This is a genomic window from Candidatus Nitrotoga fabula, assembly GCF_905221025.1.
Taxonomy (GTDB): Bacteria; Pseudomonadota; Gammaproteobacteria; order Burkholderiales; family Gallionellaceae; genus Nitrotoga; species Nitrotoga fabula.
Window position 1 is genome coordinate 52080 of the sequence record NZ_CAJNBL010000007.1, and the last position, 24881, is coordinate 76960.

23 protein-coding genes are annotated in these 24881 nt (G+C 53.0%); 9 read left to right on the forward strand and 14 right to left on the reverse strand.

Features of this window, described 5'->3' with window-relative positions:
- Positions 1 to 114: 114 nt before the first annotated feature.
- Positions 115 to 1050, forward strand: coding sequence for an acyltransferase family protein (locus tag KJA68_RS02825; protein ID WP_213035414.1), 936 nt, complete (start codon positions 115 to 117; stop codon positions 1048 to 1050).
- A gap of 161 nt (positions 1051 to 1211) precedes the next feature.
- Here the strand turns inward: KJA68_RS02825 and KJA68_RS02830 are convergent, their stop codons facing one another.
- Both KJA68_RS02830 and KJA68_RS11085 read right to left on the reverse strand, forming a co-directional pair.
- Complete coding sequence (locus KJA68_RS02830; RefSeq protein WP_420887623.1) at positions 1212 to 3122, reverse strand: acyltransferase family protein; 1911 nt, start codon at positions 3120 to 3122, stop codon at positions 1212 to 1214.
- Positions 3023 to 3280, reverse strand: a complete 258-nt coding sequence (locus tag KJA68_RS11085; RefSeq protein WP_420887621.1) for an acyltransferase family protein — start codon at positions 3278 to 3280, stop codon at positions 3023 to 3025. Before KJA68_RS11085 ends, KJA68_RS02830 begins: the two co-directional genes overlap by 100 nt.
- A 334-nt stretch (positions 3281 to 3614) precedes the next feature.
- On the opposite strand from KJA68_RS11085, the gene bcsS reads away from it, so the two are divergent.
- From bcsS to KJA68_RS02860, 6 genes are all read left to right on the forward strand, one after another.
- A complete protein-coding gene (gene bcsS / locus KJA68_RS02835) occupies positions 3615 to 4229 on the forward strand; it encodes a cellulose biosynthesis protein BcsS (RefSeq protein ID WP_213035416.1) in 615 nt (204 codons plus the stop codon).
- A gap of 276 nt (positions 4230 to 4505) precedes the next feature.
- Positions 4506 to 5471: a UDP-glucuronic acid decarboxylase family protein gene (locus KJA68_RS02840; protein WP_213035417.1), complete on the forward strand. Its 966-nt coding sequence runs from the start codon at positions 4506 to 4508 to the stop codon at positions 5469 to 5471.
- A gap of 6 nt (positions 5472 to 5477) precedes the next feature.
- Positions 5478 to 6647: a nucleotide sugar dehydrogenase gene (locus tag KJA68_RS02845; protein WP_213035418.1), complete on the forward strand. Its 1170-nt coding sequence runs from the start codon at positions 5478 to 5480 to the stop codon at positions 6645 to 6647.
- A 125-nt stretch (positions 6648 to 6772) separates the two neighbouring features.
- Positions 6773 to 7741, forward strand: coding sequence for a UDP-glucose 4-epimerase GalE (gene galE / locus KJA68_RS02850; protein WP_213035419.1), 969 nt, complete (start codon positions 6773 to 6775; stop codon positions 7739 to 7741).
- 84 nt (positions 7742 to 7825) lie between these two features.
- Entirely contained in the window at positions 7826 to 9436 is a 1611-nt protein-coding gene (locus KJA68_RS02855) for a glycosyltransferase family 2 protein (RefSeq protein WP_213035420.1), read from the forward strand.
- Positions 9437 to 10402: a glycoside hydrolase family 26 protein gene (locus KJA68_RS02860; RefSeq protein ID WP_213035421.1), complete on the forward strand. Its 966-nt coding sequence runs from the start codon at positions 9437 to 9439 to the stop codon at positions 10400 to 10402. It begins immediately after the preceding gene.
- Positions 10403 to 10611: 209 nt separating this feature from the next.
- Here the strand turns inward: KJA68_RS02860 and KJA68_RS02865 are convergent, their stop codons facing one another.
- Complete coding sequence (locus KJA68_RS02865) at positions 10612 to 11841, reverse strand: NnrS family protein (RefSeq protein WP_213035422.1); 1230 nt, start codon at positions 11839 to 11841, stop codon at positions 10612 to 10614.
- Positions 11842 to 12131: 290 nt separating this feature from the next.
- Between KJA68_RS02865 and KJA68_RS02870 the strand changes: the two genes are divergently transcribed.
- A complete protein-coding gene (locus KJA68_RS02870) occupies positions 12132 to 13637 on the forward strand; it encodes a cryptochrome/photolyase family protein (RefSeq protein WP_213035423.1) in 1506 nt (501 codons plus the stop codon).
- A gap of 131 nt (positions 13638 to 13768) precedes the next feature.
- Here the strand turns inward: KJA68_RS02870 and KJA68_RS02875 are convergent, their stop codons facing one another.
- The 5 genes from KJA68_RS02875 to acsA are packed head-to-tail and all read right to left on the reverse strand — an operon-like array spanning position 13769 to position 18968.
- Complete coding sequence (locus KJA68_RS02875; RefSeq protein ID WP_213035424.1) at positions 13769 to 14032, reverse strand: acyl carrier protein; 264 nt, start codon at positions 14030 to 14032, stop codon at positions 13769 to 13771.
- Entirely contained in the window at positions 14029 to 15216 is a 1188-nt protein-coding gene (locus KJA68_RS02880) for a dihydrolipoamide acetyltransferase family protein (RefSeq protein WP_246487041.1), read from the reverse strand. The genes KJA68_RS02875 and KJA68_RS02880 overlap by 4 nt, the downstream gene beginning before the upstream one ends.
- Positions 15217 to 15223: 7 nt before the next feature.
- Positions 15224 to 16219 (reverse strand): alpha-ketoacid dehydrogenase subunit beta, encoded by a 996-nt coding sequence (locus tag KJA68_RS02885; protein WP_213035426.1) that lies wholly within the window; start codon positions 16217 to 16219, stop codon positions 15224 to 15226.
- Complete coding sequence (gene pdhA, locus KJA68_RS02890; protein WP_246487042.1) at positions 16216 to 17205, reverse strand: pyruvate dehydrogenase (acetyl-transferring) E1 component subunit alpha; 990 nt, start codon at positions 17203 to 17205, stop codon at positions 16216 to 16218. The genes KJA68_RS02885 and pdhA overlap by 4 nt, the downstream gene beginning before the upstream one ends.
- Complete coding sequence (gene acsA / locus KJA68_RS02895) at positions 17202 to 18968, reverse strand: acetate--CoA ligase (protein WP_213035427.1); 1767 nt, start codon at positions 18966 to 18968, stop codon at positions 17202 to 17204. Before acsA ends, pdhA begins: the two co-directional genes overlap by 4 nt.
- A 287-nt stretch (positions 18969 to 19255) precedes the next feature.
- On the opposite strand from acsA, the gene KJA68_RS02900 reads away from it, so the two are divergent.
- A complete protein-coding gene (locus tag KJA68_RS02900) occupies positions 19256 to 19834 on the forward strand; it encodes a HupE/UreJ family protein (RefSeq protein WP_213035428.1) in 579 nt (192 codons plus the stop codon).
- Positions 19835 to 19987: 153 nt separating this feature from the next.
- Here the strand turns inward: KJA68_RS02900 and rng are convergent, their stop codons facing one another.
- The 6 genes from rng to aceF are packed head-to-tail and all read right to left on the reverse strand — an operon-like array spanning position 19988 to position 24876.
- On the reverse strand, positions 19988 to 21442 hold the full coding sequence (gene rng, locus KJA68_RS02905) for a ribonuclease G (protein WP_213035429.1): 1455 nt from the start codon (positions 21440 to 21442) through the stop codon (positions 19988 to 19990).
- Complete coding sequence (locus KJA68_RS02910; RefSeq protein ID WP_213035430.1) at positions 21439 to 22056, reverse strand: Maf family protein; 618 nt, start codon at positions 22054 to 22056, stop codon at positions 21439 to 21441. Before KJA68_RS02910 ends, rng begins: the two co-directional genes overlap by 4 nt.
- Before the next feature lie 33 nt (positions 22057 to 22089).
- On the reverse strand, positions 22090 to 22560 hold the full coding sequence (gene rlmH / locus KJA68_RS02915; RefSeq protein ID WP_213035431.1) for a 23S rRNA (pseudouridine(1915)-N(3))-methyltransferase RlmH: 471 nt from the start codon (positions 22558 to 22560) through the stop codon (positions 22090 to 22092).
- Positions 22557 to 22916 (reverse strand): ribosome silencing factor, encoded by a 360-nt coding sequence (rsfS, locus tag KJA68_RS02920; protein WP_213035432.1) that lies wholly within the window; start codon positions 22914 to 22916, stop codon positions 22557 to 22559. Before rsfS ends, rlmH begins: the two co-directional genes overlap by 4 nt.
- A 1-nt stretch (position 22917) precedes the next feature.
- Positions 22918 to 23574, reverse strand: coding sequence for a nicotinate-nucleotide adenylyltransferase (gene nadD, locus KJA68_RS02925; protein ID WP_213035433.1), 657 nt, complete (start codon positions 23572 to 23574; stop codon positions 22918 to 22920).
- A 3-nt stretch (positions 23575 to 23577) separates the two neighbouring features.
- Positions 23578 to 24876 (reverse strand): dihydrolipoyllysine-residue acetyltransferase, encoded by a 1299-nt coding sequence (aceF, locus tag KJA68_RS02930; protein WP_213035434.1) that lies wholly within the window; start codon positions 24874 to 24876, stop codon positions 23578 to 23580.
- Positions 24877 to 24881 lie beyond the last annotated feature (5 nt).

The window sequence follows — 24881 nt, forward strand, 5'->3', positions numbered from 1 at the left end:
ATCTCCCCCCTACATGCCACAGCTGGATGGACTTCGAGCTATCTTAGTACTTGCTGTCATGTACACCCATTACCTTCCCAAACCGTACTGGATTCTCTCAATACACTGGGGTGGATGGGCAGTGCGGGTATTCTTTATTATCAGTGGTTTCCTGATGACGCAAATCCTGCTGCACAAGCGGGAATCCTGTCCAGTATCCGCAAGGGAGCGATGGCGAGTCATAAAAAATTCTATATCAAACGCTTCCTGCGCCTGGCCCCGGTTTTTTATCTGGCGCTATTACTCATGTACGCCTTCAATGTGCCCAACGCAAGGGAAACATTCTGGTGGCACATTCTCTATCTGTCTAACATTCATTTCGCAATCACGAATAGCTGGCAAGAATACGTGGCGCATTTCTGGTCGCTGGCTGTCGAATTCCAGTTCTATCTGGTATGGCCTTTGGTCATGCTTTTCCTGCCGAAAAAAACAATATTCACCTCCATTCTGATGGCCGTGCCGGCTGTTTTGGCCTACCGCTTCCTATGTCCCGTCCTGGGTGTGCCCGAAATTGCCATGTGGGTACTCCCCCCATATTCATTGGATGCACTCATGCTGGGAGCCCTCCTGGCTCTTTTGTCGCATCATGGAAAAATATCCAGCAACGACTGGTGGTTCAAAATTTGCGCATGGTCAGGAGTAACGATTGCGGCATTTGGTGGGCACATTTTCGGATCATCAGAAATCCTGACGCATACAGGGCCAACGTTACTCGCAATTTTCTCTTCCTGGGTTGTCCTCCGTGCAGCTGAAGGAGCAGAGGGTGCCCCCTGGAAAATTCTCCAAAACAAAACTTGGATAAGTATTGGAAAAATCAGCTATGGAATTTATGTCTTCCATTTGGCAGTTCAATATTTACTTGAACCAAGATTGAAGACCTTGTTTTCCATGACCAATGCATGGACGGATATAGGCACTGCAATGACGATGATATTGATATCGACAGCACTTGCAGCAATGTCCTGGCGTTATTTTGAGGAACCGATCAATCGATACCGGCGGCATTTCTAGAATGAAGATCAAGTACTGACGAAAACCATCGATCCGCTGCATCAGGCATTTTCTGTTTTTTCACACCTGTTCTGGCACTCCCGCCATTGCAGATCGCGCCATTCCTGGCATGCGCAACATACCGGGCAAACGCACTCTTATTCAAATGAGACAAATGAATCTCAGTGTTTTTTTAGTTTTTCCAGAATATCGTTCCGGATTTGATTGATCAGGAATTCTGATCCTGCAGCAGTCAGGTGTCCCCAGTCAATCGCTGTTAATTCGCGTGATGTATCGCCCACCCTGGTCAGGCACCCATCCTCTCTACACAGGGCATCATAAGCAGAAACATACTGAATATTCAGCTTGGCCAGCTCATTCTTTAAAAAAGAATCCAATTCTTTTGGCATTTTTCTTAAGCTATAGTTGGTATACGCTGGAGGTGGCCGACCTCTGTGAGATTTTGCATACTCAATAATGGCATCTTTCAGTGAACCTTGCCAATCTCCTTTCCAATGTGGTACAGGGCCAATAAAAATAACGGTGGTATCTGGCGCCACACTTTTAATTCGGTTATGCGTGGAAACCAGTGCAGCAAGTAATTGTGTTTGATTTTTTATACCATTTTTGCCGTTATACATACATGTCAATAGAACTATAGACGGCTGGATTCTGGATAAAATGTGCAATTTTTCACTATTTATATCATATAAAGATTGAGTATCTGGGGATGTGACTTTCTTGTTTTTGTCAAAGAAAGGCGGCGCATCAGTGTTGGTGAATTGAGCAATTCCAAAAGAATTGGCTTGATCTTTCTGTAATTTCAACAGCCCTGGGTAAAGTGCAGCCGCGTAAGAGTCCCCCCATAAAAAAACTAAAGGCCTATGCGAATCTACGCAATCACGAATTTTCTGTTGAATAGCTGTAGTGTTGGGAGGAGAAAGGCATTTACCCCAACGCCAGTTAGAGTCATAATGTTTCCATACGTCTGTAATTTCGGATAACTGGCGGACCAAAGTATTCTGCTGGGATGATATGATTTTTCTGAATAACAGCCCATCTCTTAGATAGGTGATATATCCGGCGCAGGCAATCCCGAACATCAGCACGACCAGTGCAATGGTTTTTGCCTGGGCATGCTTCCCGAAACGCAAGGGTTTCTCAACTGCACGGTATGTGAGCCACGCCAGCGCCACAGCCAGAACAACCGCTGCAATGCGGATATTCCTGTCCGGAGTTTCGCTTTCCAGAATGCGTGCAAACGACAGCAGGGGCCAATGCCATAGATACAGTGGAAAACTGATCAGGCCAAACCATACCAGCATGCGGCTGGACAGGATTGTCCGATTGATCCAGGCCTGTGCGCCCGCGGCAATGATAAACGTCGCGCCCAATGTGGGCAGCAATGCCCACCCGCCCGGGAAGGCAATTTCTTTGGTAATCCGCCAAAACCCAAAGGCCAGCAACAGGGAACCCAGCAGGGACTGCACGTTGTTCAGAGTACTGCCGTTCGCCCCGGATGCATGCCTGGAAAAAACCCTGGTGAATCCGGCATCAAGCCGGCTCTTTGCGTTAGCGTAGGCACTGGGGTTATGGAGCGTCAACCATGCCAGCAGGCTTCCGCACAGCAATTCCCAGAAACGGGTTTGCGGCGAATAGAAGGCCGCAACGGCATCCTTGCCTGCCCCCTGCATATTGAAATAAAGCGATATGCCGCCCAGGAACGCCGCAATATAGAACAGGTTGAATTTTTTCTTCCATGCTGCCCATAACATCAAAGGCCAGACTATGTAAAACTGCTCCTCGATGCCCAAACTCCACAAATGCAGCAAGGGCTTGGTTTCTGCAGCGCTGTCAAAATATCCCGCCTCGTTCCAGTACAGGAAGTTGGATACAAAGCCTGCCCCTCCGGCGATATGCTTGCCTAGCTGTTTGTATTCATCCGCCAGCAACACCAGCCAGCCAAAAACGAAACAGGCCATCAGCACCAGAATCAGCGCTGGAAAAATGCGCCGGATGCGTCGCGCGTAAAATTCCGCAAAGCGAAAAGTCCCGTTCTCCAGGTTCGCGAACAGGATAGTGGAATGAGAAATCCCGAGATGACAAAAAAGATGTCCACACCGATGAATCCACCGTTCACCCATTCAGGAAAAGCGTGGAAACCAACAACGGATAGCACAGCGATGGCACGCAAGCCATCGATATCCGGGCGATATTTGGGGTGCGAGAGGGACGCGGCAGGAGCTTTCATCAAAAATAATTTACCCGGGCATTACCATCCGCTTTGCATCCTGCCTGATGAATTTCATGGCTTACGCGCTTTTGGTTTATCATAATATAACATTGGCACAGCGGGCGTTTTCCTGACCGTATGGACATCCGGATTTATGAACTGGAAACAGCCTCGGCATGAATGAAATTCTTTCTGGCGGGGTTAATTCTTAATTGAACATTGACCGATAAAAACATGTACACCTTGTATGAATAGAGCCGGATCATTGACATTTAAATTTTTAAGTTCCCTGATAATACTGCACCCGGCGGCAAGTATTGCACAGGATTTCGGGAGTTCTACGCATGACTCCATGATTTACACAGGCATCAACCTGGCCAAATATAACAGTGTTTATTATTCAGGATACCTGACTCCATTTGAAGGGAGCAAGCTGGCAAACGGTTACGTTCATCGATTCGCGGCGGATTACATGACCTATCATTACACGGATGGATCAACCAAAGTGACTGCAAGCGCCCCTGCGCTTGGTTATTCTGCCGGCTACAGAAAAACCACAGATCATTACTCATTGGGTGCATATCTGGGCATGCAGAACCGGTATACCCTTCTGTCTCCGGGTGAGGTGCACAACACCGAGAAAGGGAATAAAACATCCGCCGCTGTTACGTTTGAAAGCCGGCTGAATCTCAACAACTCCCAGGCCGCCCTGTGGGCGGGCGGATATGCTTCAGACAGCAACTACTGGACCAGAGCGCGTTACCAGATTGGATCCAGCATCATAACCGGCCCCGAACTTCTCATTCAGGGAAACTCCAATTTCCGGTCCAACCAGTATGGCTGGTTCGTCGGTAATTTCAATGTAGGCCACGACTGGAGAGCCATGTTCAATCTGGGTTATTCAACCAATAACGGCACCGACTCCCCATTCAGCGGCGGCATGAGCCTGTATAAATATTTTGACTGATGGCAGGTGGTCATTTTCTGTAATGGAAATGCGGTTCCTGGAATTTCTCGGTCCGAAATTACTGCAATCCTGTCAACGCCAGCTTGCTGAAGTGCGTTTGTTCAAATATCAGTACACTTTACTGTTTGTATCCTGCCTTGTTGTATCCTGTCTTTCCAGGGACACTTAGCGGCGGATTGATTACTGGAATAGAAATTATTGGAAATTTGTAACTAATTTTTTAGTGGATTATAATTCGCGTTAGCAGTTGAAAAACAAGTATTAAAAAACAACTATATGAAATATCAGTCTTTGCGCATCCTGGTTACTGGGGGCGCTGGTTTTGTTGGATCTCATTTATGCCGACGACTCCTGGCAGAAGGTCACGATGTAATTTGTGTGGACAACCTGTTCACCGGCCGGAAGGAGAATATCCGCGACTTGCTGAATAATCCAAAATTCGAGTTTATTCGCCATGACGTCACTTTCCCGCTGTATCTGGAAGTGGATCGCATCTATAATCTGGCTTGTCCTGCTTCCCCTCCACATTACCAGCATGACCCCATACATACCCTGAAAACCAGCGTCCTCGGGACCATGAATATGCTGGGCCTGGCCAAACGTACCGGGGCGCGCATACTTCAGGCCTCTACCAGCGAAGTATATGGCGATCCGGAACAGCACCCGCAGTCAGAAAGTTACTGGGGCCACGTCAACCCGGTTGGCATCCGTTCCTGCTACGATGAAGGCAAGCGCTGTGCGGAAACCCTGTTTTTCGACTACCAGCGCCAACATGGCATCGAAATTCGCGTAGTCCGGATTTTCAATACCTACGGCCCCAACATGCATCCCAATGATGGCAGGGTTGTCTCAAATTTCATCGTCCAGGCATTGACCAACCAGAACCTCACCGTATATGGCGAGGGTTCCCAGACCCGCAGCTTCCAGTATGTGGATGATCTGGTGGAAGGTATGATTCGTATGATGGATAACACTCAGGGTTTCAGCGGCCCGGTCAATCTGGGGAATCCCGGTGAATTCACGATCCGCGCACTGGCAGAAAAGATCCTTGCAATATTGCCGGAAAGCCGCAGCAGGCTGGTATTCGAGCCGCTTCCCGCTGACGACCCCAGGCAGAGGCGACCGGATATCGCTTTAGCCGGGCGGCATCTTGACTGGGCCCCGGAAATCAGTCTGGATCAAGGGCTAGGGAAAACCATCGATTATTTTCGAAAAATCGTATTACACCAAGATCAACAATAAACCAGAATGAAAATTGCAATCGCAGGGACCGGATACGTCGGTTTATCAAACGGAATATTGCTCGCGCAGCGCCATGAAGTTGTGGCACTGGACATTATCCCGGAAAAAGTGGCAATGCTGAACTGTAAGGAATCGCCTATCGAGGATGCTGAACTGGCAGACTATCTCAGGAACCAGCCGCTGAATTTCCGCGCCACTCTGGATAAGCGCGAAGCGTATGAAGAAGCAGACTATGTCATCATCGCCACCCCCACCGACTACGACCCGGACACCCGTTACTTCAATACCCGATCCATTGAATCCGTCATCCGCGACGTAATGGCGATCAACCCTCAGGCCGTCATGGTCATCAAATCTACAATACCCGTCGGCTACACCCTCAAGACCCGCAAGACCCTCGGTTGCGAAAACCTCATCTTTTCCCCCGAATTCCTGCGTGAAGGACGCGCCCTGCACGACAACCTGCACCCATCTCGCATCGTCGTTGGAGAACGTTCCCAGCGCGCCCGGATTTTTGCGGATCTGCTCAGGGAAGGGGCCGTCAAACCGGATGTGCCCGTTCTGTTTACCGGCGCGACAGAAGCAGAGGCCATCAAACTATTTGCCAATGCCTACCTCGCCATGCGCGTCGCATTCTTCAACGAACTGGATACCTATGCAGCCAGCCACGGCCTGGACAGCAGGCAGATCATCGAGGGGATCAGCCTCGATCCGCGGATTGGCGCACATTACAACAACCCATCCTTTGGATATGGGGGCTACTGCCTGCCCAAGGATACCAGACAATTGCTTGCCAACTATCATGACATCCCGCAAAACCTGATACACGCGATTGTCGAATCTAATGCAACCCGCATGGATTTTATTACTGACGACATTATCAAGCGCAACCCCAAGGTCGTGGGCGTCTTCCGTCTGATCATGAAAAGCGGTTCCGACAATTTCCGCAGCTCCAGCATCCAGGGGATCATTACGCGCCTCAAGTCCAGGGGCATTGAAGTCTTCATCCACGAGCCTGCGCTCGACGAGTCCGAATTTTTCGATTCCCCGGTAGAAAATGATCTTACGCTCTTCAAACAGAATGTTGATGTCATCATCAGCAACCGCATGTGCAACTCTCTGGCAGATGTAGCCCACAAGGTTTACACCCGTGACATCTTCGGCAGTGACCTGTAAACCTGCCGCAATGCCTGACGTCATGCATGACCACGCCACCCTACCGCCAGAAGCTTCCCGCCACCGGGAAATATCCGCGGATTGGGCAAAAACAATTGGATTGATTATTGTCAGATACTGATTACATGAGAAAAATATTGGTAACCGGCGGTGCGGGATATATCGGCTCCCATACCTGTAAATTACTGGCTTTGTCTGGCTATGAGCCCGTTGCATACGACAACCTGTCCACCGGGCACAGGGAATTTGTAAAATGGGGGCCGCTGGTAACAGGTGACTTGCATGACACTGCCAGACTGACCCAAACCATGCTGGATCATAGGCCGCTGGCCGTCATACATTTCGCCGCCAGCGCCTATGTAGGCGAATCGGTAGCCAATCCGTTCAAATATTACAGAAACAACGTAGGTGGCACACTTTCCCTGCTGGAGGCGATGCGGAATGCCGGTCTCCGATACCTGGTCTTTTCAAGCACCTGCGCAACTTATGGCATACCCGAAACCGTGCCGATTCATGAGAAATGCACGCAGAGACCCATCAATCCCTACGGGCAGAGCAAAATGATGATTGAACAGATCCTGCGTGATCTCTCCGACCGGCATGAGATCAACCAGGTTTGCCTGAGATACTTCAATGCAGCGGGAGCAGACCGGGATGGGGAAATCGGAGAAAAGCATATCCCGGAAACCCATCTAATCCCGCTGGCCATTCAGTCTGCCCTGGGAGGCCCGGAACTCAAGATATTCGGCACGGATTTTGCCACACCGGATGGAACCGCGATACGGGATTACATTCACGTGGAAGATTTGAGCCGGGCTCACGTTCTGGCGGTTGAATACCTGTTATCTGGCGGGGCCTCGGATTGCATCAATCTGGGTACCGGACACGGAAACTCGGTAAAAGAAATTGTCCTGTCCCTGGAAGCGCTCGGGTTGCCGGTAAAAACCTGCAATGCACCGAGAAGGGAGGGCGATCCGGCCTGCCTGGTAGCAGACGCATCCCGGGCAAAACAGCAATTGAACTGGGTTCCCCGGTACCTGGATATCAGGGACACATTAGCCACCGCTATTGCGTGGCATAAAAACCAGGGCTGATTCAATTCGTGATGTTGTACAGCCCTTCATCAACATCGTGCCGCCGGGATTTCATTCCACCCGAAAATTGCATATTGAACATACATGATTAATGCACCCGCTCCATATCTGGTCAGCCCCTTTTCTGCAACCCAGCGTTCCGTTCTGATCGGTCTGGCGGCATTCTGGCTGGCTACGGTTTTCTTTTTCTACAACTGGTGGTTCAATCCCGCCCATGTGGTAACCCCTGCCCGCTTCTGGACAATTACACTTGCACTTTTCTGGATTACGATCCTCCCTGCCTATTTCCTGTTTTTTATTCTGCGCGCGCGCGTTCCCAACCCTGAGCTGGCAATCCCTGACGGCTGGCGCGTCGCAATGGTGGTGACCAAGGTTCCTTCGGAACCGTTCTCCCTGGTAAAAAAAACCATCGAAGGCATGTTGCGCCAGCGTTACCCGCATGATACCTGGCTTGCCGACGAAGACCCGGATCCGGAAACCGTTGCCTGGTGCCGCCGCCATGGAATCAGAATCAGCACCCGTAAAAATGTTGCCGAATATCATCAGCCGGACTGGCCAAGAAGAACGCGCTGCAAGGAAGGGAATCTTGCCTATTTCTATGACAAATTCGGCTACGATCATTATGACTTCGTGATCCAGATGGATGCCGATCACATTCCCCAAAAAGGATACCTCGAAGAAATGCTGCGGCCTTTTGTGGACCCGGGCGTGGGTTACGTATCCGCTCCAAGCATCTGTGACCTGAACGCAGGGGAAAGCTGGGCGGCACGTGCCCGGCTGTATGCGGAAGCACACCTGCACGGGCTTCAGCAAAACGGACATACCAACCGATTTTCTCCTTTGTGTATTGGATCCCACTATGCGGTGCGCACCAAGGCATTAAAACAGATTGGGGGGCTGGGGCCGGAACTGGCGGAAGACCACTCAACCACGCTGCTGATGAATTCTGCAGGCTGGCGGGGAGTGCATGCGATTCATGCCATCGCCCGCGGCTTCGGCCCACAGAATTTTTCTGATTTCGCCATCCAGGAATTTCAATGGGCCCGCAGCCTGACTACCATACTGCTTGAATACACCCCCAAATATTGGCGCGGCTTGAGCTGGAGACAAAAATTTCAATTTGCATTCAGCCAGCTTTGGTATCCTCTGTTTTCCTGTTCCATGTTCGTGTTTCTGTTGCTTCCGGCCATCGCCCTGTACACCTCCACCCCATGGGTAAAAGTAATTTATCTGGATTTCCTTTGGCGTGCTTCACTCATGGTTTTACCAATGCTGCTGTTCAACTTCTACCTGACCAGACTAAAACTTGCGCGACCCCTTTCTGCGAAAGTAATTTCCTGGGAAAGCATACTGTTTTTGTTTGTTAGATGGCCATGGTCCCTGCTCGGATGCATCATCGCAGTCTGGGATCATTTCAAGGGCCGGCGCGCAGCCTTCAAAATCACTCCCAAACCCGGGGTTCCAGGGACAGATCCTGCCATTCCGCTCCGTTTTTCCCTGCCTTATCTCGCTTTCTCGCTATTTGCACTCGCTCCGGTATTTGTAATGGAACAGGCACCCGGGATATCAGGTTATATCATCTTCAGCCTGCTCAATGCATTGATCTACGCACTGATCTTCTCGATGGTCGTTTTTCCAGCGCCAGCCACCGACCCTGACGAGGATCTAAATCCCCTGATCGAGGAAAAAATATAAATGAACAGGTGGATCGCTTACATTCTGGTAATTTGTGCATTGACCCTGCCGGCCCTTGGCATCTTTCTCAAGGGAAAACCGGGCATCCAGGGGATTCTATATGGCGCGCAGGAAGTATGGGCTCCCCCCATTTCACAGGTCAAGCACTCCACAATTCAGTATGGAGTCTACGACCCTGCATTTGCATCGGGGAAAGAAAATACTTTCCGTGACGCCAAAGGTATCGGCATCGAGCATATTTTTGTTTCCTGGCTGTACATTGATCCGGCATATATTGAAAAAATTCACCAGTACGCCAAGGACCGCAATCGCTGGCTGATGATTACGATTGAACCATCCTCCGATGCCAGATCCTCCTCTCCGGAAGAATACCTGGACCAGATACGTACAGGAGGATATGACCAGGAAATCGAAAAAACCTGTAAAAGTCTCGGCCACTTGAACGCGCCGCTTTTCATACGCTGGGGCCATGAAATGGAAACCAACCAGAAAAGGTATCCCTGGTCCGGGCAGCTTCCCGAAAAATACATCTCCGCCTATCAGCATTTTGTCCGTTCCTGCCGGAAATGGGTTGTCGAGGCATATTACGTCTGGTCCCCGGCCGGAGATCCACGCATGGTTCACTACTGGCCAACCGAAGCATATGTAGACTACGTTGGCCTGTCGGTATATTCAATCCCAACCTTGAACGACCCATCTTATGGACATCAACCCTCGTTTTCAGAGGTTTTTAACCCGAAATATGAACGGGCGGCCCTTTATGGTCGCCCAGTAATGATCGCAGAACTCGGCGTATCCGGCGAACCGGCCTTCCAGGAATCGTGGCTACGCGAACTTTTCCGGAATGCAGATCAATACCCCCTGCTCAAGACCGCGGTTTATTTTAATGCGAAAGACCACCCCGGAGTATGGAAAAACCTGAGTTACATCCCCGACTGGAGGATATCCAGCAAAACTTTTGAATAGCGTTCATGATTTCCCGGCTCCAGATGATGCGCACTCGGGACAGGAATGGCGGTTATAGCCTTGAACCCCTATTGCACTCTGCAAAAATCCCTGCAATTTGCTGAAAAAGTCTCCTGCAGTGCGCAATCACAACAGCGCCTACGCTTCGCAAACCATAAAATGCTGCCAAACCATACTGTGGATTCCCTTTGGCTGCTGGCTGGCGCAACTCAGCCAGGCTGGCCATCGGATCGTGGCCGCCAGTAGACAGTCAGATAACGTACGGCCCACGTAACGAAACACGCCAGCCAGACTATCCCGGCAACAAAATGCAGCCAGGGGCTGACGGCTATAAACAGCATGTCTGCCAGCACCCGCAGCAAAGCAGCGAGCTGCAACCCCACGAACAGAACATAGACTGAACGCCCCACTTTCATCGGCATTCCGGCATGACCCAGGGTTACACGCGTGGCCATGCCGATCAGCAGGGTAGCGAAGCAGCCTATCGTTAGCGCATGTAACGGAGCGAGTCCCCAGATCATGGTATTGCCGTGACTGAGGAGCGAAGCGAAGCTTTGCAAAGCAAACAGCAGCATGGCAATCCCAAGCCATGCAAATCCAAGGTGCAGAACGGCCAGTAACGGAACTTGCAGACTGCGGCGGAATCCCCATCTATTCGCCAGAAAAAGCGCCACGAACGCCAAGGGAAAATCGCACAGCCAGAGCCAGACAGATGCGCCATTCACTTCCAGCATCCCATGCCCGGCACTGGCCGCCAGCATGACCCACCAGGCCCATTCTGGACTTGCAATCGGCTGCTGCTTCAGCGCACTGGCAGTAAAAAACGGGATCATGCGATGCGCGATGCTGGAAAACACCGGCAGCAGGAACAGCCACAGTCCGCCCTGGACAGAGAGGCGCAACCACGAAGCATCCCCGCCCCACAGCCAGGCAAGATAGGCCAGGAGCCCGCACCAGCCCAGACACAAAGCGATGAAAATGATTTGCGGGTGCCGCTTGTCCTGGCGCGGGGTATCGATCAATACACGCAACAGCGCATTTTGTGCCACTCCCCATCCGGATAGCGTACATATGACGGAGATGATCAATACGGCATGGCTGAATAGCAACCCGGCATAAAAACCGACTAACCCCAGCATCAACAATGCAAAGGCGGGCACATATTGACGCGGGGCAATTTCCCTGCCTTTCATCCAACGCGGGTAGGTGGTCATCAGGAAACCGAACATAAACATTGGAAACAGGCCGTAGATCATCAGCCAGGGGTGTGCCACACCTGGCGCAATTTTCCATGCGACTGCCTGCCATGAAAGAACATGCCTTGACCCCAGTTCTGCCAGCAGCCACACCATGGCAGCAACCGCCTGCAATGCGCCTCCAAAGAACATCACGCGATGAGGCGCTGCCGTAAAGATCTGCCATCTTTTTGAAATCAGCATGATAAAAATCTACAGGTTACTGCAATCCGAAGACACGATCATTGAACGGGCGCATATTAAAACGGCAAGGAAGGATCCAGTTTTTATCTGGCAGCGCAGTATAACTTTAATTCTGGAGCCGCTCGCCAAATTCATGCGATGTCAGGGAATTTCGGTTGCCGAAAGTTCAAATATCACAGGGAGGCGGTTTTTTGCCGGCATAGCTATTCGGATTTGCGATTCTTCCGGCTTGAAGGCATGATAACGGGGGAACCCCGTATTTCGTTCCCGCTGACCTTTGACGCTAGCCTATGCCTCATTATGACAAGTCGCTCGTCTGGTTTCGCCGCGATTTACGCTGCGATGACCATGCCGCTTTGCACCAAGCGCTCGAAGCCAGCCGCCTGGTTTTTTGTGTGTTCATTTTTGACAGCCACATCCTGGATCGGCTGCTGGCTTGCGGGGCGCGGGCAGACCGCAGGGTGGAATTCATTCATTCCAGCCTCCTGTCGCTTGATGCCGCACTGAAAAAACATGGCGGCGCCCTGATCGTGCGCCACGCCAACCCGGTTGCAGCCATACCGGAACTTGCGCGGGAACTCTGCATTGATGCGGTATTCGTGAATCATGATTACGAGCCGGATGCAATTGCGCGCGACGCCTCGGTTGCCCAACAGCTCAAGTCCGGCGGCTGCGCCTGGCATAGCTACAAAGATCAGGTAATCTGGGAAAAAGACGAAATACTGACCCTGTCCGGCAAACCGTATTCCATTTATACCCCATATAAAAATGCCTGGCTGAACAAATTTCAGCCTGCGGCAGAATATTGGGATCTATCCTCCCTAAATCCATGGGATATCCAGTCTATGCCAGGCGTGCTTGCTGCCCCCGGCCGCATCTCACCGATTCCCTCGCTGAAGGAGCTGGGATTTGAAACCACCGACTTATCCGGGCTCAACATGTCACCCGGGATGCAAGGTGCGCAGACATTGCTGGACGATTTCCTGCCGCGCATGAAAAATTACCGGGACAGACGTGATTTCCCTGCAATTAAAGGCCCATCCTATCTTTCAGTGCATCTCCGCTTCGGGACAATTTCCATTCGTGAACTGACACGCCGTGCCATGCAGGCGATCGCATCAGGCGAGGGCGGCGAAGGCGCCATGTCCTGGCTGTCGGAACTGATCTGGCGCGACTTCTATTTTATGATCCTGTACCACTATCCTCATGTCACGCAGCATGCATTCCGGCCGGAATACGACCGTATCCGCTGGGAATCCGGCCCCGAAGCGGACAATACATTTCTTGCCTGGTGCGAAGGGCGCACCGGATACCCGCTGATCGATGCAGCCATGCTCCAGCTGAATCAGACCGGCTATATGCACAATCGTCTGCGCATGGTAACGGCATCCTTCCTGATCAAACATCTGGGCATAGACTGGCGGCGCGGGGAGCGGTATTTTGCGCTGAAACTCAACGATTTTGACCTGGCTGCCAACAATGGAGGCTGGCAGTGGGCCGCTTCGTCCGGTTGTGATGCCCAGCCTTATTTCCGGATATTCAATCCCGTCAGGCAATCCGAGAAATTTGATGCGGAAGGCAAATTCATACGGCGCTACCTGCCGCAACTGGCACAGCTTGATGCCAGACACATCCATGCCCCCTGGCTGCTTTCCGAAGCAGAGCGGGTAAAAGCCGGCGTCATTTACAACAAAAATTATCCGGCGCCAATTGTCATGCATGACCAGGCACGCCGGAAAACCCTCGCCCGCTATGCGGTAGTCCGAAAAACCACGGTTCACGATCCATCAGTTTAAAAACAGCCTCTGTGCACCAGAGACCTGAAGCCTGTGCAGATTCTCTGGCATCCCACTCTGCTTTCCAGTCCAACAGCGCAGCAACTACTCCCGCCAGGGATATTCCGGTATATCTGTCTGTTGCGCAAAATTTATTGCTGCGCAGCGCATCGACGCGCCAGATATTCCACCGCACCGTTCAATGTGACGAGCTTGGCATAATCCTGTTCAGGAATATCAATGCCAAGGATTTCATGCACCCGGATAATCAGATTAAGGAAATCAAACGAATCCATGTCGATCTGTTCGCGAAGGGGCAGGTCTGCCGCAATACTACCGGGATCGATCTCCGGCGCAATGCCGCCCAGGGCATCCACAATCGCCTGCCGGATTTCCTCGCGGCTTCGTGGCGTCATCGTAGTCGCTCCGGTTCCTGCAACAGCTTTCCCAGGGTAGCAAGGAACAATCCGCCACTATGCCCATCGCTGGCACGATGATCGGCTGCGAGGGTAGCCGTGGCCACCTTGCGTGCCACGACCGCACCTTGATCGACCCAAGGCTTTTCGCTTGTTTTTCCAAGGCCGATGATTGCAACCTGCGGCGGATAAATCACGCCAAACACCCCGTCAACACCCTGTTCACCGAGATTCGTGAAGGTCACGGTAGGATCGTTCATCTCCGAACTGCGCAACCGTCCGCCGCGCACGCGGGTGATCAGGTCGCGCAGATCTGCCATCAGCTGGTCGAGACTTTTCTTGTCCGCATCATGAATGGCAGGGGCAACCAGGCCGCCGCCACGCATGGAAATCGCCATGCCAAGATGGACTGCCGCAGATGACCGGAAAGCGCCGTCGATCCAGAATCCATTGAGTTCCGGCACTTCGCGCAAAGCAAGCGCCAGCGCCTTCATGCACGGAATGACTGGCAGCAGCCGTCGCGTCACATTCCGCTTCAGGTTCTCGGATGAAAGCCATGCGCTTACCGCGCTCATGTCGATGTCAGTAGCAAGATAGTAGTGAGGAATCTCGCGCTTGGAACGGGCCATCGCCGCAGCAATGGCCTTGCGCATCTGTGATTGCCAGTCCGAGGAAGCGGGCTGAATGGCCGGTTGAGCCTTCATTGCAGCCTGGGCGGCACGTTCAATGTCGGCACGGGAAATCTCTGCCCCCGTCTCTGCTACTGACAGCGATGCAATCTCCACGCCCAGTTCTTCTGCAAGCTTGCGCGCGGAAGGCGATACTCGCGGACGGACAGGAGATATTCTGGAAACAGGGGGAATACCAGCGCGGGACGGGCTGGCTCCAGATAAAACAGATGCCGCCTCCACACCCGCCGCTTCCTGCAATCCGGAAATATCCTGCGCTCCGGCCACGGGCTCGCCGGCAGTGCGCAACAACGCGAGAAGCTCTCCAACTGGCACCTTCCTGCCCGATTCAACCAGGATCTGGTCCACCGTTCCGGTTTCCCATATCTCCACGTCCACGGCGCCTTTCTGGGTTTCGACCACGGCAACCACCTGCCCGCGCTTTACCTCGTCGCCCGGCCTAACCAGCCACTCGACAAGCGTTCCAGCCTCCATGTCCGCCCCTAATGAAGGCATCCGGAACTCATACATGCCGCTTCACCGTGCGTAGTGCCGCTGCGCAGATCGCATCGACCTGGGGAATCGCAGCCTGCTCCAGGTGCCGCGCATAGGGCATTGGCACTTCAACGCTGCATACCCGTTCAATCGGCGCATCCAGTTCGTAAAATGCCTGCTCCATCACGCGAGCCATGACTTCAGCAGCCAGACTGCCACTCTTCCACCCTTCGTCAACCACCACCAGGCGATGTGTTTTCTCCAGCGAACTTAAAACCGTTGCCATATCGAGCGGCCGCAGGGTACGCAAATCAATCACTTCGGCACTGACCCCCTCATCTCCCAGACGCTCCGCAGCTTGCAGGGTTTTATGCAGGCTGCCGCCGTACGTCACCAGCGTAATCTCCTCTCCCGACCGGCGCACTAGCGCGCGGTCGATATCGACAGGCCCAGCATCGGCCGCAAGCTCGCCCTCCAGGTTATACAGCGGCATATTTTCAAAAATAATGACGGGATCCGGATCCATCAGAGCCGTCCACAACATGCCGCGTGCATCTTCCAGCGTCGCTGGCGTCACGACCCGGATACCGGGAATATTCGCATACCATCCTTCAAAACTGTGGGAATGCTGTCCGGCAAGCTGCAAGCCTGCACCACTGGCCATCCGGATCACCAGCGGAACGCTGAGCTGCCCGCCCGACATATAACGCAAGGTCGCCGCATTATTCAGTATCTGATCGAGCGCAAGCAGGCTGAAATTGCAGGTCATGATTTCGACGATGGGCAGCATGCCATTCAGTGCCGCGCCAATGCCCGCGCCAACAAACCCAGATTCGGACAATGGTGTGTCGCGAACGCGTTCTTCGCCAAACTCGTCCAGGAGTCCCTTGCTAACGGCAAACGAACCGCCATAGCGGCCTACATCCTCCCCCATCAGGAATACCCGCTGGTCGCGCTGCATGGCTTCGCGCAACGCCATGTTCAGCGCTTTGCGATAGGTAGTGCGGATCCTGTCTTCCATCATGGTACCGTTCCGGTTCCTTTCCGCTCGGTATAGACATCCCTGGAAAGCATTTCCGTGGGCTCCCAGGTGCCGGCCTCGGCAAATTCTACCGCATGGGCAATCTCCTGCGCGACTTCATCCTCGATTACATGAATCGCCTCCGGCGTGAGCCACCCCTCGCGCAGGGCGCATGCGCTGAAACCGGCGATCGGACAGCGCTGTTTCCACTGCTCGACTTCTGCCTTGCTGCGGTATAATTCTGGATCAAACATGGAATGCGCCCGAAAACGGTACGTGCGAAACTCAAGGAAATACGGGACATTATGTTCCCGTACAAACTGCACAGCCTGTTGCGTTGCTTCCAGAACCGCGAGCACATCCATACCGTCCACGCTCTCTCCCTGTACCCGGTAACCCGCTGCTTTTCCGACCAGATCAACCTCCGCTTCAGAGCGTTCCAGCGCTGTGCCCATGGCATAGTAATTATTCTCACACAGGAATAATACCGGCACCTTCCACAATGCCGCGAGATTCAGTGATTCGTGAAATTCTCCCTCGGCAATGGCTCCTTCGCCAAAAAAACATGCCACCAGGCCGGGACGCTGCTGCATCTTCTGCGCAAGCGCATACCCCACCGCCAAAGGCAATCCTCCGCCAACGATCGCGCTGCCCCCGTAAAATTTCGACGCAACGTCAAACAGGTGCATGGAACCCCCGCGTCCTCGCGAGCACCCCTCGGCTTTACCAAACATTTCCGCCATGATGCTCGCGGCGGTAAGACCGCGCGCCAGCGCGTGGCCATGTTCGCGGTAAGTGGCAAAAATCGCATCTTCCGGTCGCAATGCCTGCATCACCCCAGTAGCGACTGCCTCCTCCCCAACATATAAATGCAAAAAGCCGCGAATTTTGCCTGCACTGTAGAGTTCAGCGGATTTTTCTTCGAAACGGCGTATACGCAACATTCCGTGAAGTAAATTACGTGCCCGTTCTGAATGGGATAGCATCATGCACTGCCCTCCAGCGTCGAAGTATCACCTTCAGGCAAACCCAGCTCGCGCGACTTGAGCAGTCTGCGCATGATTTTTCCACTACGCGTTTTGGGCAGGTTATCCATAAATTCGATTTCTTTGGGAGCGACCGCCGCTCCTAGCCGTTTACGCGCAAAACCAAGCAATTCTCGCCGCAAAGTCTCATTCGCGACATGACCCGGATTCAGCGCGACAAAAGCCTTGACTGTTTCCAGCTGCACCGGATCGGGTTTGCCAATGACAGCGGCCTCGGCAACCGCCGCATGCTCCATCAATGCACTTTCCACCTCGAAAGGACCGATCAAATGGCCCGATGACTTGATCACATCATCAGCACGGCCAACGAACCAGAAATAACCGTCTTCATCACATCTGGCAAGGTCCCCGGTTAAATACCACTCCCCGGAAAAACAATTGCGGTAACGCTCGTCTTCATTCAGGTAGCCACGGAACATTGAAGGCCAGCCCCGTTTCAGGGCAAGTTCGCCTTCTGTTCCCGGCTCGGTTACAACCTCAATGGCATTTGCGCCGCAGTGTTTCACGATCGCAGCTTCAATACCCGGCAGTGGTTTGCCCATCGAACCTGGTTTAATATCCATCGCCGCATAATTTGCAATCATGATGCCGCCAGTCTCGGTTTGCCACCAGTTATCATGGATTGGCAGCCCGAAAGCCTCCATACCCCACCAGACGGCCTGCGGATTCAGCGGTTCGCCAACACTTGCGATGAATCGCAGTTTCGGGAAAGCATGCTGGCGCACTTGACCCGTTCCCCCCTTCATCATCATACGGACGGCAGTCGGCGCGGTATACCAGACACTGATGTCCTGCTCCGCAAGTATGCGGTACCACCGCTCCGCATCAAAATCCCCCTCGTCGACAACACTGCTGATTCCGTTGGTCAGCGGCGAGATGATCCCGTAGGATGTACCGGTCACCCAGCCAGGATCAGCCGTACACCAGAACACGTCGTCAGAATGAAAATCCAGTGCGACCTTTCCAGTTACATCGTGGGCAATGACCGCTCCATGCACATGTACCGCGCCTTTAGGCTTGCCCGTGGTACCGCTGGTAAAATGCAGCAACGCCGGATCTTCTCCGGATGTAGGACCAATGACAAACGCAGGGCTTGCCGCACGCATCAGGCTGGCAAGGTCCAGCGTTCTGGGAATATCCATCGGGTCTGCATCGTCATGAACCAGCAGGACATGACGCAAGTGAGGCAACCGCATGCGAATATCGGCAACTTTTTTCCGGTACAGGTTTGCAGTGGTTACCAGCACACTCCCCCCGCCAAGCGCAATGCGCGTATGAATCGGTTCCGGGCCAAATGCGGAAAACAGGGGGCTTGCCACGCAACGCTGCTTGAGCGCACCAAGCACGGCAATATAAAGTTCTGGAATACGGCCGGCAAGCACGAATACCCGCTCCCCCGGCTGCACTCCAAGACCGGCAAGCACATTTGCAAAACGACTGGTTTGCTCGGCGAGATCGCGAAAGCTGAGATCCCGTGTTTCGCCCGATTTACCCAGCCAACGCAACGCTATTTTCTTCGACAAAGATCCCTGGGCATGACGGTCAACCGCTTCAAAGGCAATGTTGATCCCCTTGCCACCCGGTAAACCTGCCATGTTCCGGGCAGCCATTTCCCACGAAAAGCCGGCACGCATTTGCGCGTAATCCGCCATAACGGGCGGAAGACTCAAATTAAGTGGCTCCTTGCTAATGATATGGTTTTTCATACCATGCAAATTTCCATTGATCGACAACGGATTAAGTGTTGGTTAAGGGGTGATTATTTCAAGCTGCACTTCGACCCAGTCTAGCCACTGGCCTGACAAACGTCAACCATCATGGAACCAGTGGCTCGCTCCATTCCACAATCACCTGCGGGCAAGTGCACGGACCGGTACTACTGGTCTCCGACAGGAATTTTTGATTCTGTTTGGATCCATTTCCCTAAGATAAGGCTGGAATTCACGGTTGCTTCCGCTACAATCAAGACTTGGACTGAAAGAAAAATATACTGATGGGACCAGGTGCAAAATTTCTCATTTTTTTAATTCTGCTGGGCGTCAACGGTACTGCTTCCGCTCATCCCGGCCATGAAGTTTCCGGATTAATGACAGGCCTGATACATCCGTTCAGCGGAATGGACCATCTTCTCGCCATGATGGCCGTAGGTCTTTGGGCAGTTCAAAATGGAAACCGCCAGTTATGGCTGCTGCCCGGCACATTCATGGTGGTAATGGCGCTCGGTGCAATGGTTGCCATGGCCTATCCACTGCTGCCACTGATGGAATCAGGCATCGCTGCTTCCGTGCTTCTGCTTGGAATGTTCACCATGCTTTCACTACAGGTTGCAGCAAAATTCAGTGTAGCCGTTACGGGACTGTTCGGCTTTTTTCATGGCTACGCACATGGACTGGAAATACTCGGGGATATTAATACAGGTACATACGCCCTGGGTTTCCTTACAGCAACCGCAGCACTGCATTTTTCCGGCATCCTGATCGGCATCGCCGCCCGACCGCGATTTCTGCTTCTGACGCGTATGCTAGGAGCTGTCATTACCGCAAGCGGCATATGGTTGCTATCCTCTGCCTGACCTCTGCTCCGGCACCAAGAGCGGGCAGATTCTGCGCCCCACGGAGGTTGGAAGTTACATCGCATGCCAGGCACTTCGGCTCCCAGCCACCGGCCGGATCACAGGTGATTTTGCTTCGCGCTATCGAATTATGGGAATGCGAGAGTGGCAAAATCAAGCCAGGATGATGTCATATTGCTCCTGGCTGTATAAAGTCTCGACCTGCAGCGACACGGGCTTGCCAATGAACTCGGAAAGCTGGGCCAGACATTGCGACTCTTCGTCGAGAAACAAATCCACGACCCGTTGCGAAGCCAGAATACGATATTCCCGCACGTCAAACTGGCGGGCTTCGCGCATTATTTCGCGCACAATTTCATAACAAATGGTTTGCGCGGTCTTGACCTCACCACGTCCACCGCATGTGGGGCAAGGTTCGCATAATATTTGTGCAAGACTTTCCCGAGTGCGCTTGCGTGTCATTTCAACCAGGCCAAGGGGGGAAAATCCGTTGACGGTAATCCGTGTAGGATCGCAAGCCAAAGATTTCTTGAGCTCTTCCAGCACCGCATCACGGTGCTCCTGGCTATTCATGTCGATGAAATCACAAATGATGATGCCGCCCAGATTCCGCAGGCGCAACTGACGGGCAATGACCTGTGCTGCATCCAGATTGGTCTTGAAAATCGTATCGTCAAAATTCCGGGACCCGACGAAACCGCCGGTATTGACGTCAACCGTGGTCAGTGCTTCCGTCTGGTCGATGATGATATAACCGCCTGATTTGAGATTCACACGACGGGACAAGGCCCGCTCAATTTCCTCTTCCACCCGGTACAGATCGAACAGGGGACGCCCCCCGGAATAATGTTCCAGCCGGGACACCATGCCGGGAATAAAATCCTGCGCAAACAAATTCATGCGCTGGTAGGTTTCGCCAGAATCGACCAGGATGCGCGTCGTACTGTCATTCACAAAATCACGCAATACACACAGGCTGATATTCAGCTCCTGGTACAGCAGGCAGGGAGCGGAACCGGCCTTCGCCTGATCCTGAAGCTTGACCCATAGCTTATTGAGGTACTCCATGTCGGCACGCAACTCTTTTTCCGTTGCGGTCTCGGCCATGGTACGCACAATATAGCCGCCGCTTCCTTTTAGCGGCAACAATTGCTGTAACCGGCTGCGCAGCAACTCGCGGTCGGCCTCATTCTCGATGCGTTGCGATACACCGATATGGGACTCCTGTGGCAAAAACACCAGCAAACGTCCGGCAATGCTGATCTGCGTGGAAAGCCTGGCCCCTTTGCTGCCTATGCTATCCTTGATAACCTGCACCAGCAGGTTCTGTCCCTCATGCAGCATTTTCTCAATCGGCCTGGCGGAATCGCCACAATTGCGATTCTCCCATATATCCGCAACATGCAGAAAAGCGGAACGTTCCAGCCCAATGTCGACAAAAGCGGATTGCATACCGGGCAGCACACGTTTGACACGTCCCAGGTACACATTGTTGACAATCCCGAGGTGGCTGCCACGCTCGATGTGAAGCTGCTGCACTATTCCCTGCTGCATTACTGCAACACGGGTTTCCTGCGGGGTAACATTAATAAGAATCTCTTCATTCACAGAATGGGGTAACCGAATTGTTGCAGCAGCTCTGCCGTTTCGAACAGGGGCAAGCCCATTACGCCTGAGTAGCTGCCATCTATGTGTTGTATGAATGCCGCAGCGTAACCCTGAATGGCATACGCTCCGGCCTTGTCCAGCGGTTCGCTGGTGAAGACATAACGCCTGATACGTTCCTCGCTCAGCCTTGCGAAGGTAACCTTGCTGGCAGACAGCCGCATTTCCGTTCGTCCTTCAAAAGAAACCGCAACCGCACTTAATACCTGGTGCTGGCAGCCGGAAAGCGTACGCAATATCGCTACAGCCTGCTCACTATCTTGTGGTTTACCGATAATTTTTCCATCCAGACTGACACAAGTATCCGCAGCCAAAACCGGGAGGGGGGGTAGATTACGGATACGCAGCACCTTTCTTCCGGCATTCACCTTATCCTGGCAAATCCTTTGCACGTAGATCTCGGGGGCTTCTCCGGTGCGAGGGGATTCATCTACCTCCATATTCAGGCCCGGGGAGGAATGCAGCAACAGTGTTTCAAAACTGACCCCGATTTGCTTCAGCAATTCCCTGCGACGCGGGCTTTGCGAGGAAAGATAGATTTGCGGATGACTGGTCATGGCTCCTGGAAAATTCTGTTCAAGAAGTCCGCATTACTCGCGATGATACGGATGACCACGCAGCAGACTGTAGGATCGGTACAACTGCTCGGCCAGCAGGATCCGGACCAGGCCATGTGGCAACGTCAGGGCAGACAGCGCCATCTGCTGTTGCGCTCTGGTTTTTACCGAATCATGCAAGCCGTCTGCTCCCCCGATAATGAAAACCACGTCACACCCTTTGCCCATCCAGTCCTGCATTTGCTGCGCAAGCTGGCGGGTGGAAAAATGGGTTCCGCGCTCATCCAGTGCAATGCAGAAGGCATTCTGCGGCAGGACAGACAAGATTCGCTGGCCTTCCGACTCCATCATCTGCGCCACGGTCTTTCCGGTAGTACGCGGCTCCGGTTTAATTTCGATCAGCTCGATTCTAGCCTCGCGAGGCATACGCTTTGCATACCCGGAGAAGCCTGCGTCAATCCAGCCAGGCATCTTGTGCCCAACTGCCACCAACCGGAATTTCATTTTACCTCATTGGTCGCATTTGGCGGTAAATGCCTCATGCTCCACAGATCTTCCAGCTGATAGTAAGAACGCACTGCGGGCTGCATAACATGCACTACCACATCCCCAAGATCGACCAGCACCCACTCCCCGCTTTCCTCACCCTCCACGCTGAGTATCTGCTCACCACGTGATTTGAGCTGCTTGGATACATGATCGGCAAGTGCCCTGGTCTGGCGGGGTGAATTGGCACTGGCAATCACCATGCGCTCGAACATCGGACTTTTTTTGCTGGTATCCAGCACGCAAATATCATTTGCCTTGATATCTTCCAGGGCGGCAACTACGGCCAAAACTTTTTCTTCGATCGTTAGCATATCAGGTATAAAAATGGTGAAATTTAATATAATCCGCTACGGAATCCGGCACGAGATAACGGATACTCCTTCTTTCCGCACATCGCTTGCGGATATCCGTGGCTGAAATTTCCAGGACAGGCATATCCACAACCAGAACCGCGCCGGCGGGTGATTCATGCAGGATACGGGGCGCAAGAGCAAGTCGTGCCTGGTACTCTTCCCGCAACGGTACACTAGCCCCGTTTACAGCATTACCCAAAGGCTGTCCGCCGCGCTGCACAACCACAATGTGGGACAACTCGAATAATTGTTTCCACTGATGCCATGAATCCAGCGTCAGAAAAGCATCCCCCCCCATCAGCAGACACAATGGCTGCATAGCGCCCAACTCGGCCCGCAGCGCGGAAAGCGTATCAACGGTATAGCATGGATCGATGCGAAAAATCTCACGATCATCCAGTTCGAATGACTGATTACCATGCAATGCGAGGCGAACCATGTCAAGACGCTGTTCAGCGCTGGCGCGCGGGGTATTACGGTGCGGAGGAGTCCCGCCCGGAACAAAGCGGATCACTCCCAGGCTGCATTGCTCCAATGCTTCTTGTGCGAGGCGCAGATGTCCATTATGAATCGGATCAAACGTACCCCCCAGAATTCCGATCGGAACCGGGCTCACAGGTTACAGTACCAGCCGGCGGACATCCGACAGCACCTTGCCAAGGTAGCTCATGAAATGCGCCGCCGCTGCACCATCAATAACGCGATGGTCATATGAGAGCGATAACGGCAGCATGAGGCGCGGCACAAACTCGCCTTCCTTGTAGATCGGTTTTATACTGGCTCTGGATACCCCAAGAATGGCAACCTCCGGAGCATTGATGATCGGGGTGAACGCGGTCCCCCCGATGCCGCCGAGGCTGGATACTGAAAAGCAGCCTCCTTGCATGGCTGTTGCAGGCAGTTTCTTCTCCCGGGCCCTGCCGCTGATTTCAGCCAAATCCCGCGCCAGCTGCACCACCCCCTTCTGATCGACGTCTCGCAACACAGGAACCACCAAACCATCCGGCGTATCCACAGCCACGCCGATATGATAATATTTTTTTAATATCAGGTTCTCACCGCTGCTATCCAGTGATGAATTGAAGTCGGGATATTGCTGCAGAGCCGTCACTACCGCCTTGAGAATAAAGGCTAGCGGAGTAATTTTTACTCCCTGTTTCGAATACTCCTCACCCAGCTCCTTACGAAATACCTCCATCTCGGTGATATCGGCTTCATCATGCTGGGTAATATGCGGAATAGTGACCCAGTTGCGATGCAGGTTGGCTCCCGAAAGCTTCTTGATGCGTGATAGCGGCCTGCTCTCGATCGCTCCAAATCTGGAAAAATCGATTTCCGGCATTGCGGCGATCGGCAACCCTGCCGAACCTGTTCCACGCTGCGATTGTACAAGCGTTGCCTTCACAAAACCCTGCACGTCATTTTTAGTAATGCGGCCTTTTTCTCCGCTCCCCTTCACCCGCGCAAGATCGACCCCCAGTTCCCGCGCAAAACGCCTCACGGATGGACTGGCATGCACCTTCCCTGTCTGAATGACCTGGATATCGGCTGGCACAACAGGTAGAGGATCTGCTGCAGGTGTTTCGGCGGGTGCCGCAGCCACCGGGCTGCCCGCCTGCTGCGCATTTTCCAGAGCCGCCGCGGCGGGCGGGGCTGACACGGGAGGCGTTGCTGCCACATCGGTTTCGATCGACAGGATCAGGGATCCCTCCGATATCTTATCCCCTGCACTGACATAAACCTTATGGACTACCCCTGCAAATGGTGCGGGGACATCCATTGTTGCCTTGTCCGTTTCCAGGGCCAGCAGGGGTTGCTCCGCCTCGACCACATCACCGGCCTTTACCATGATTTCTATTACCGGAACATTCTTGTAATCCCCAATGTCCGGCATCAATACCTGTCTGATTTCTGCCACGCCTG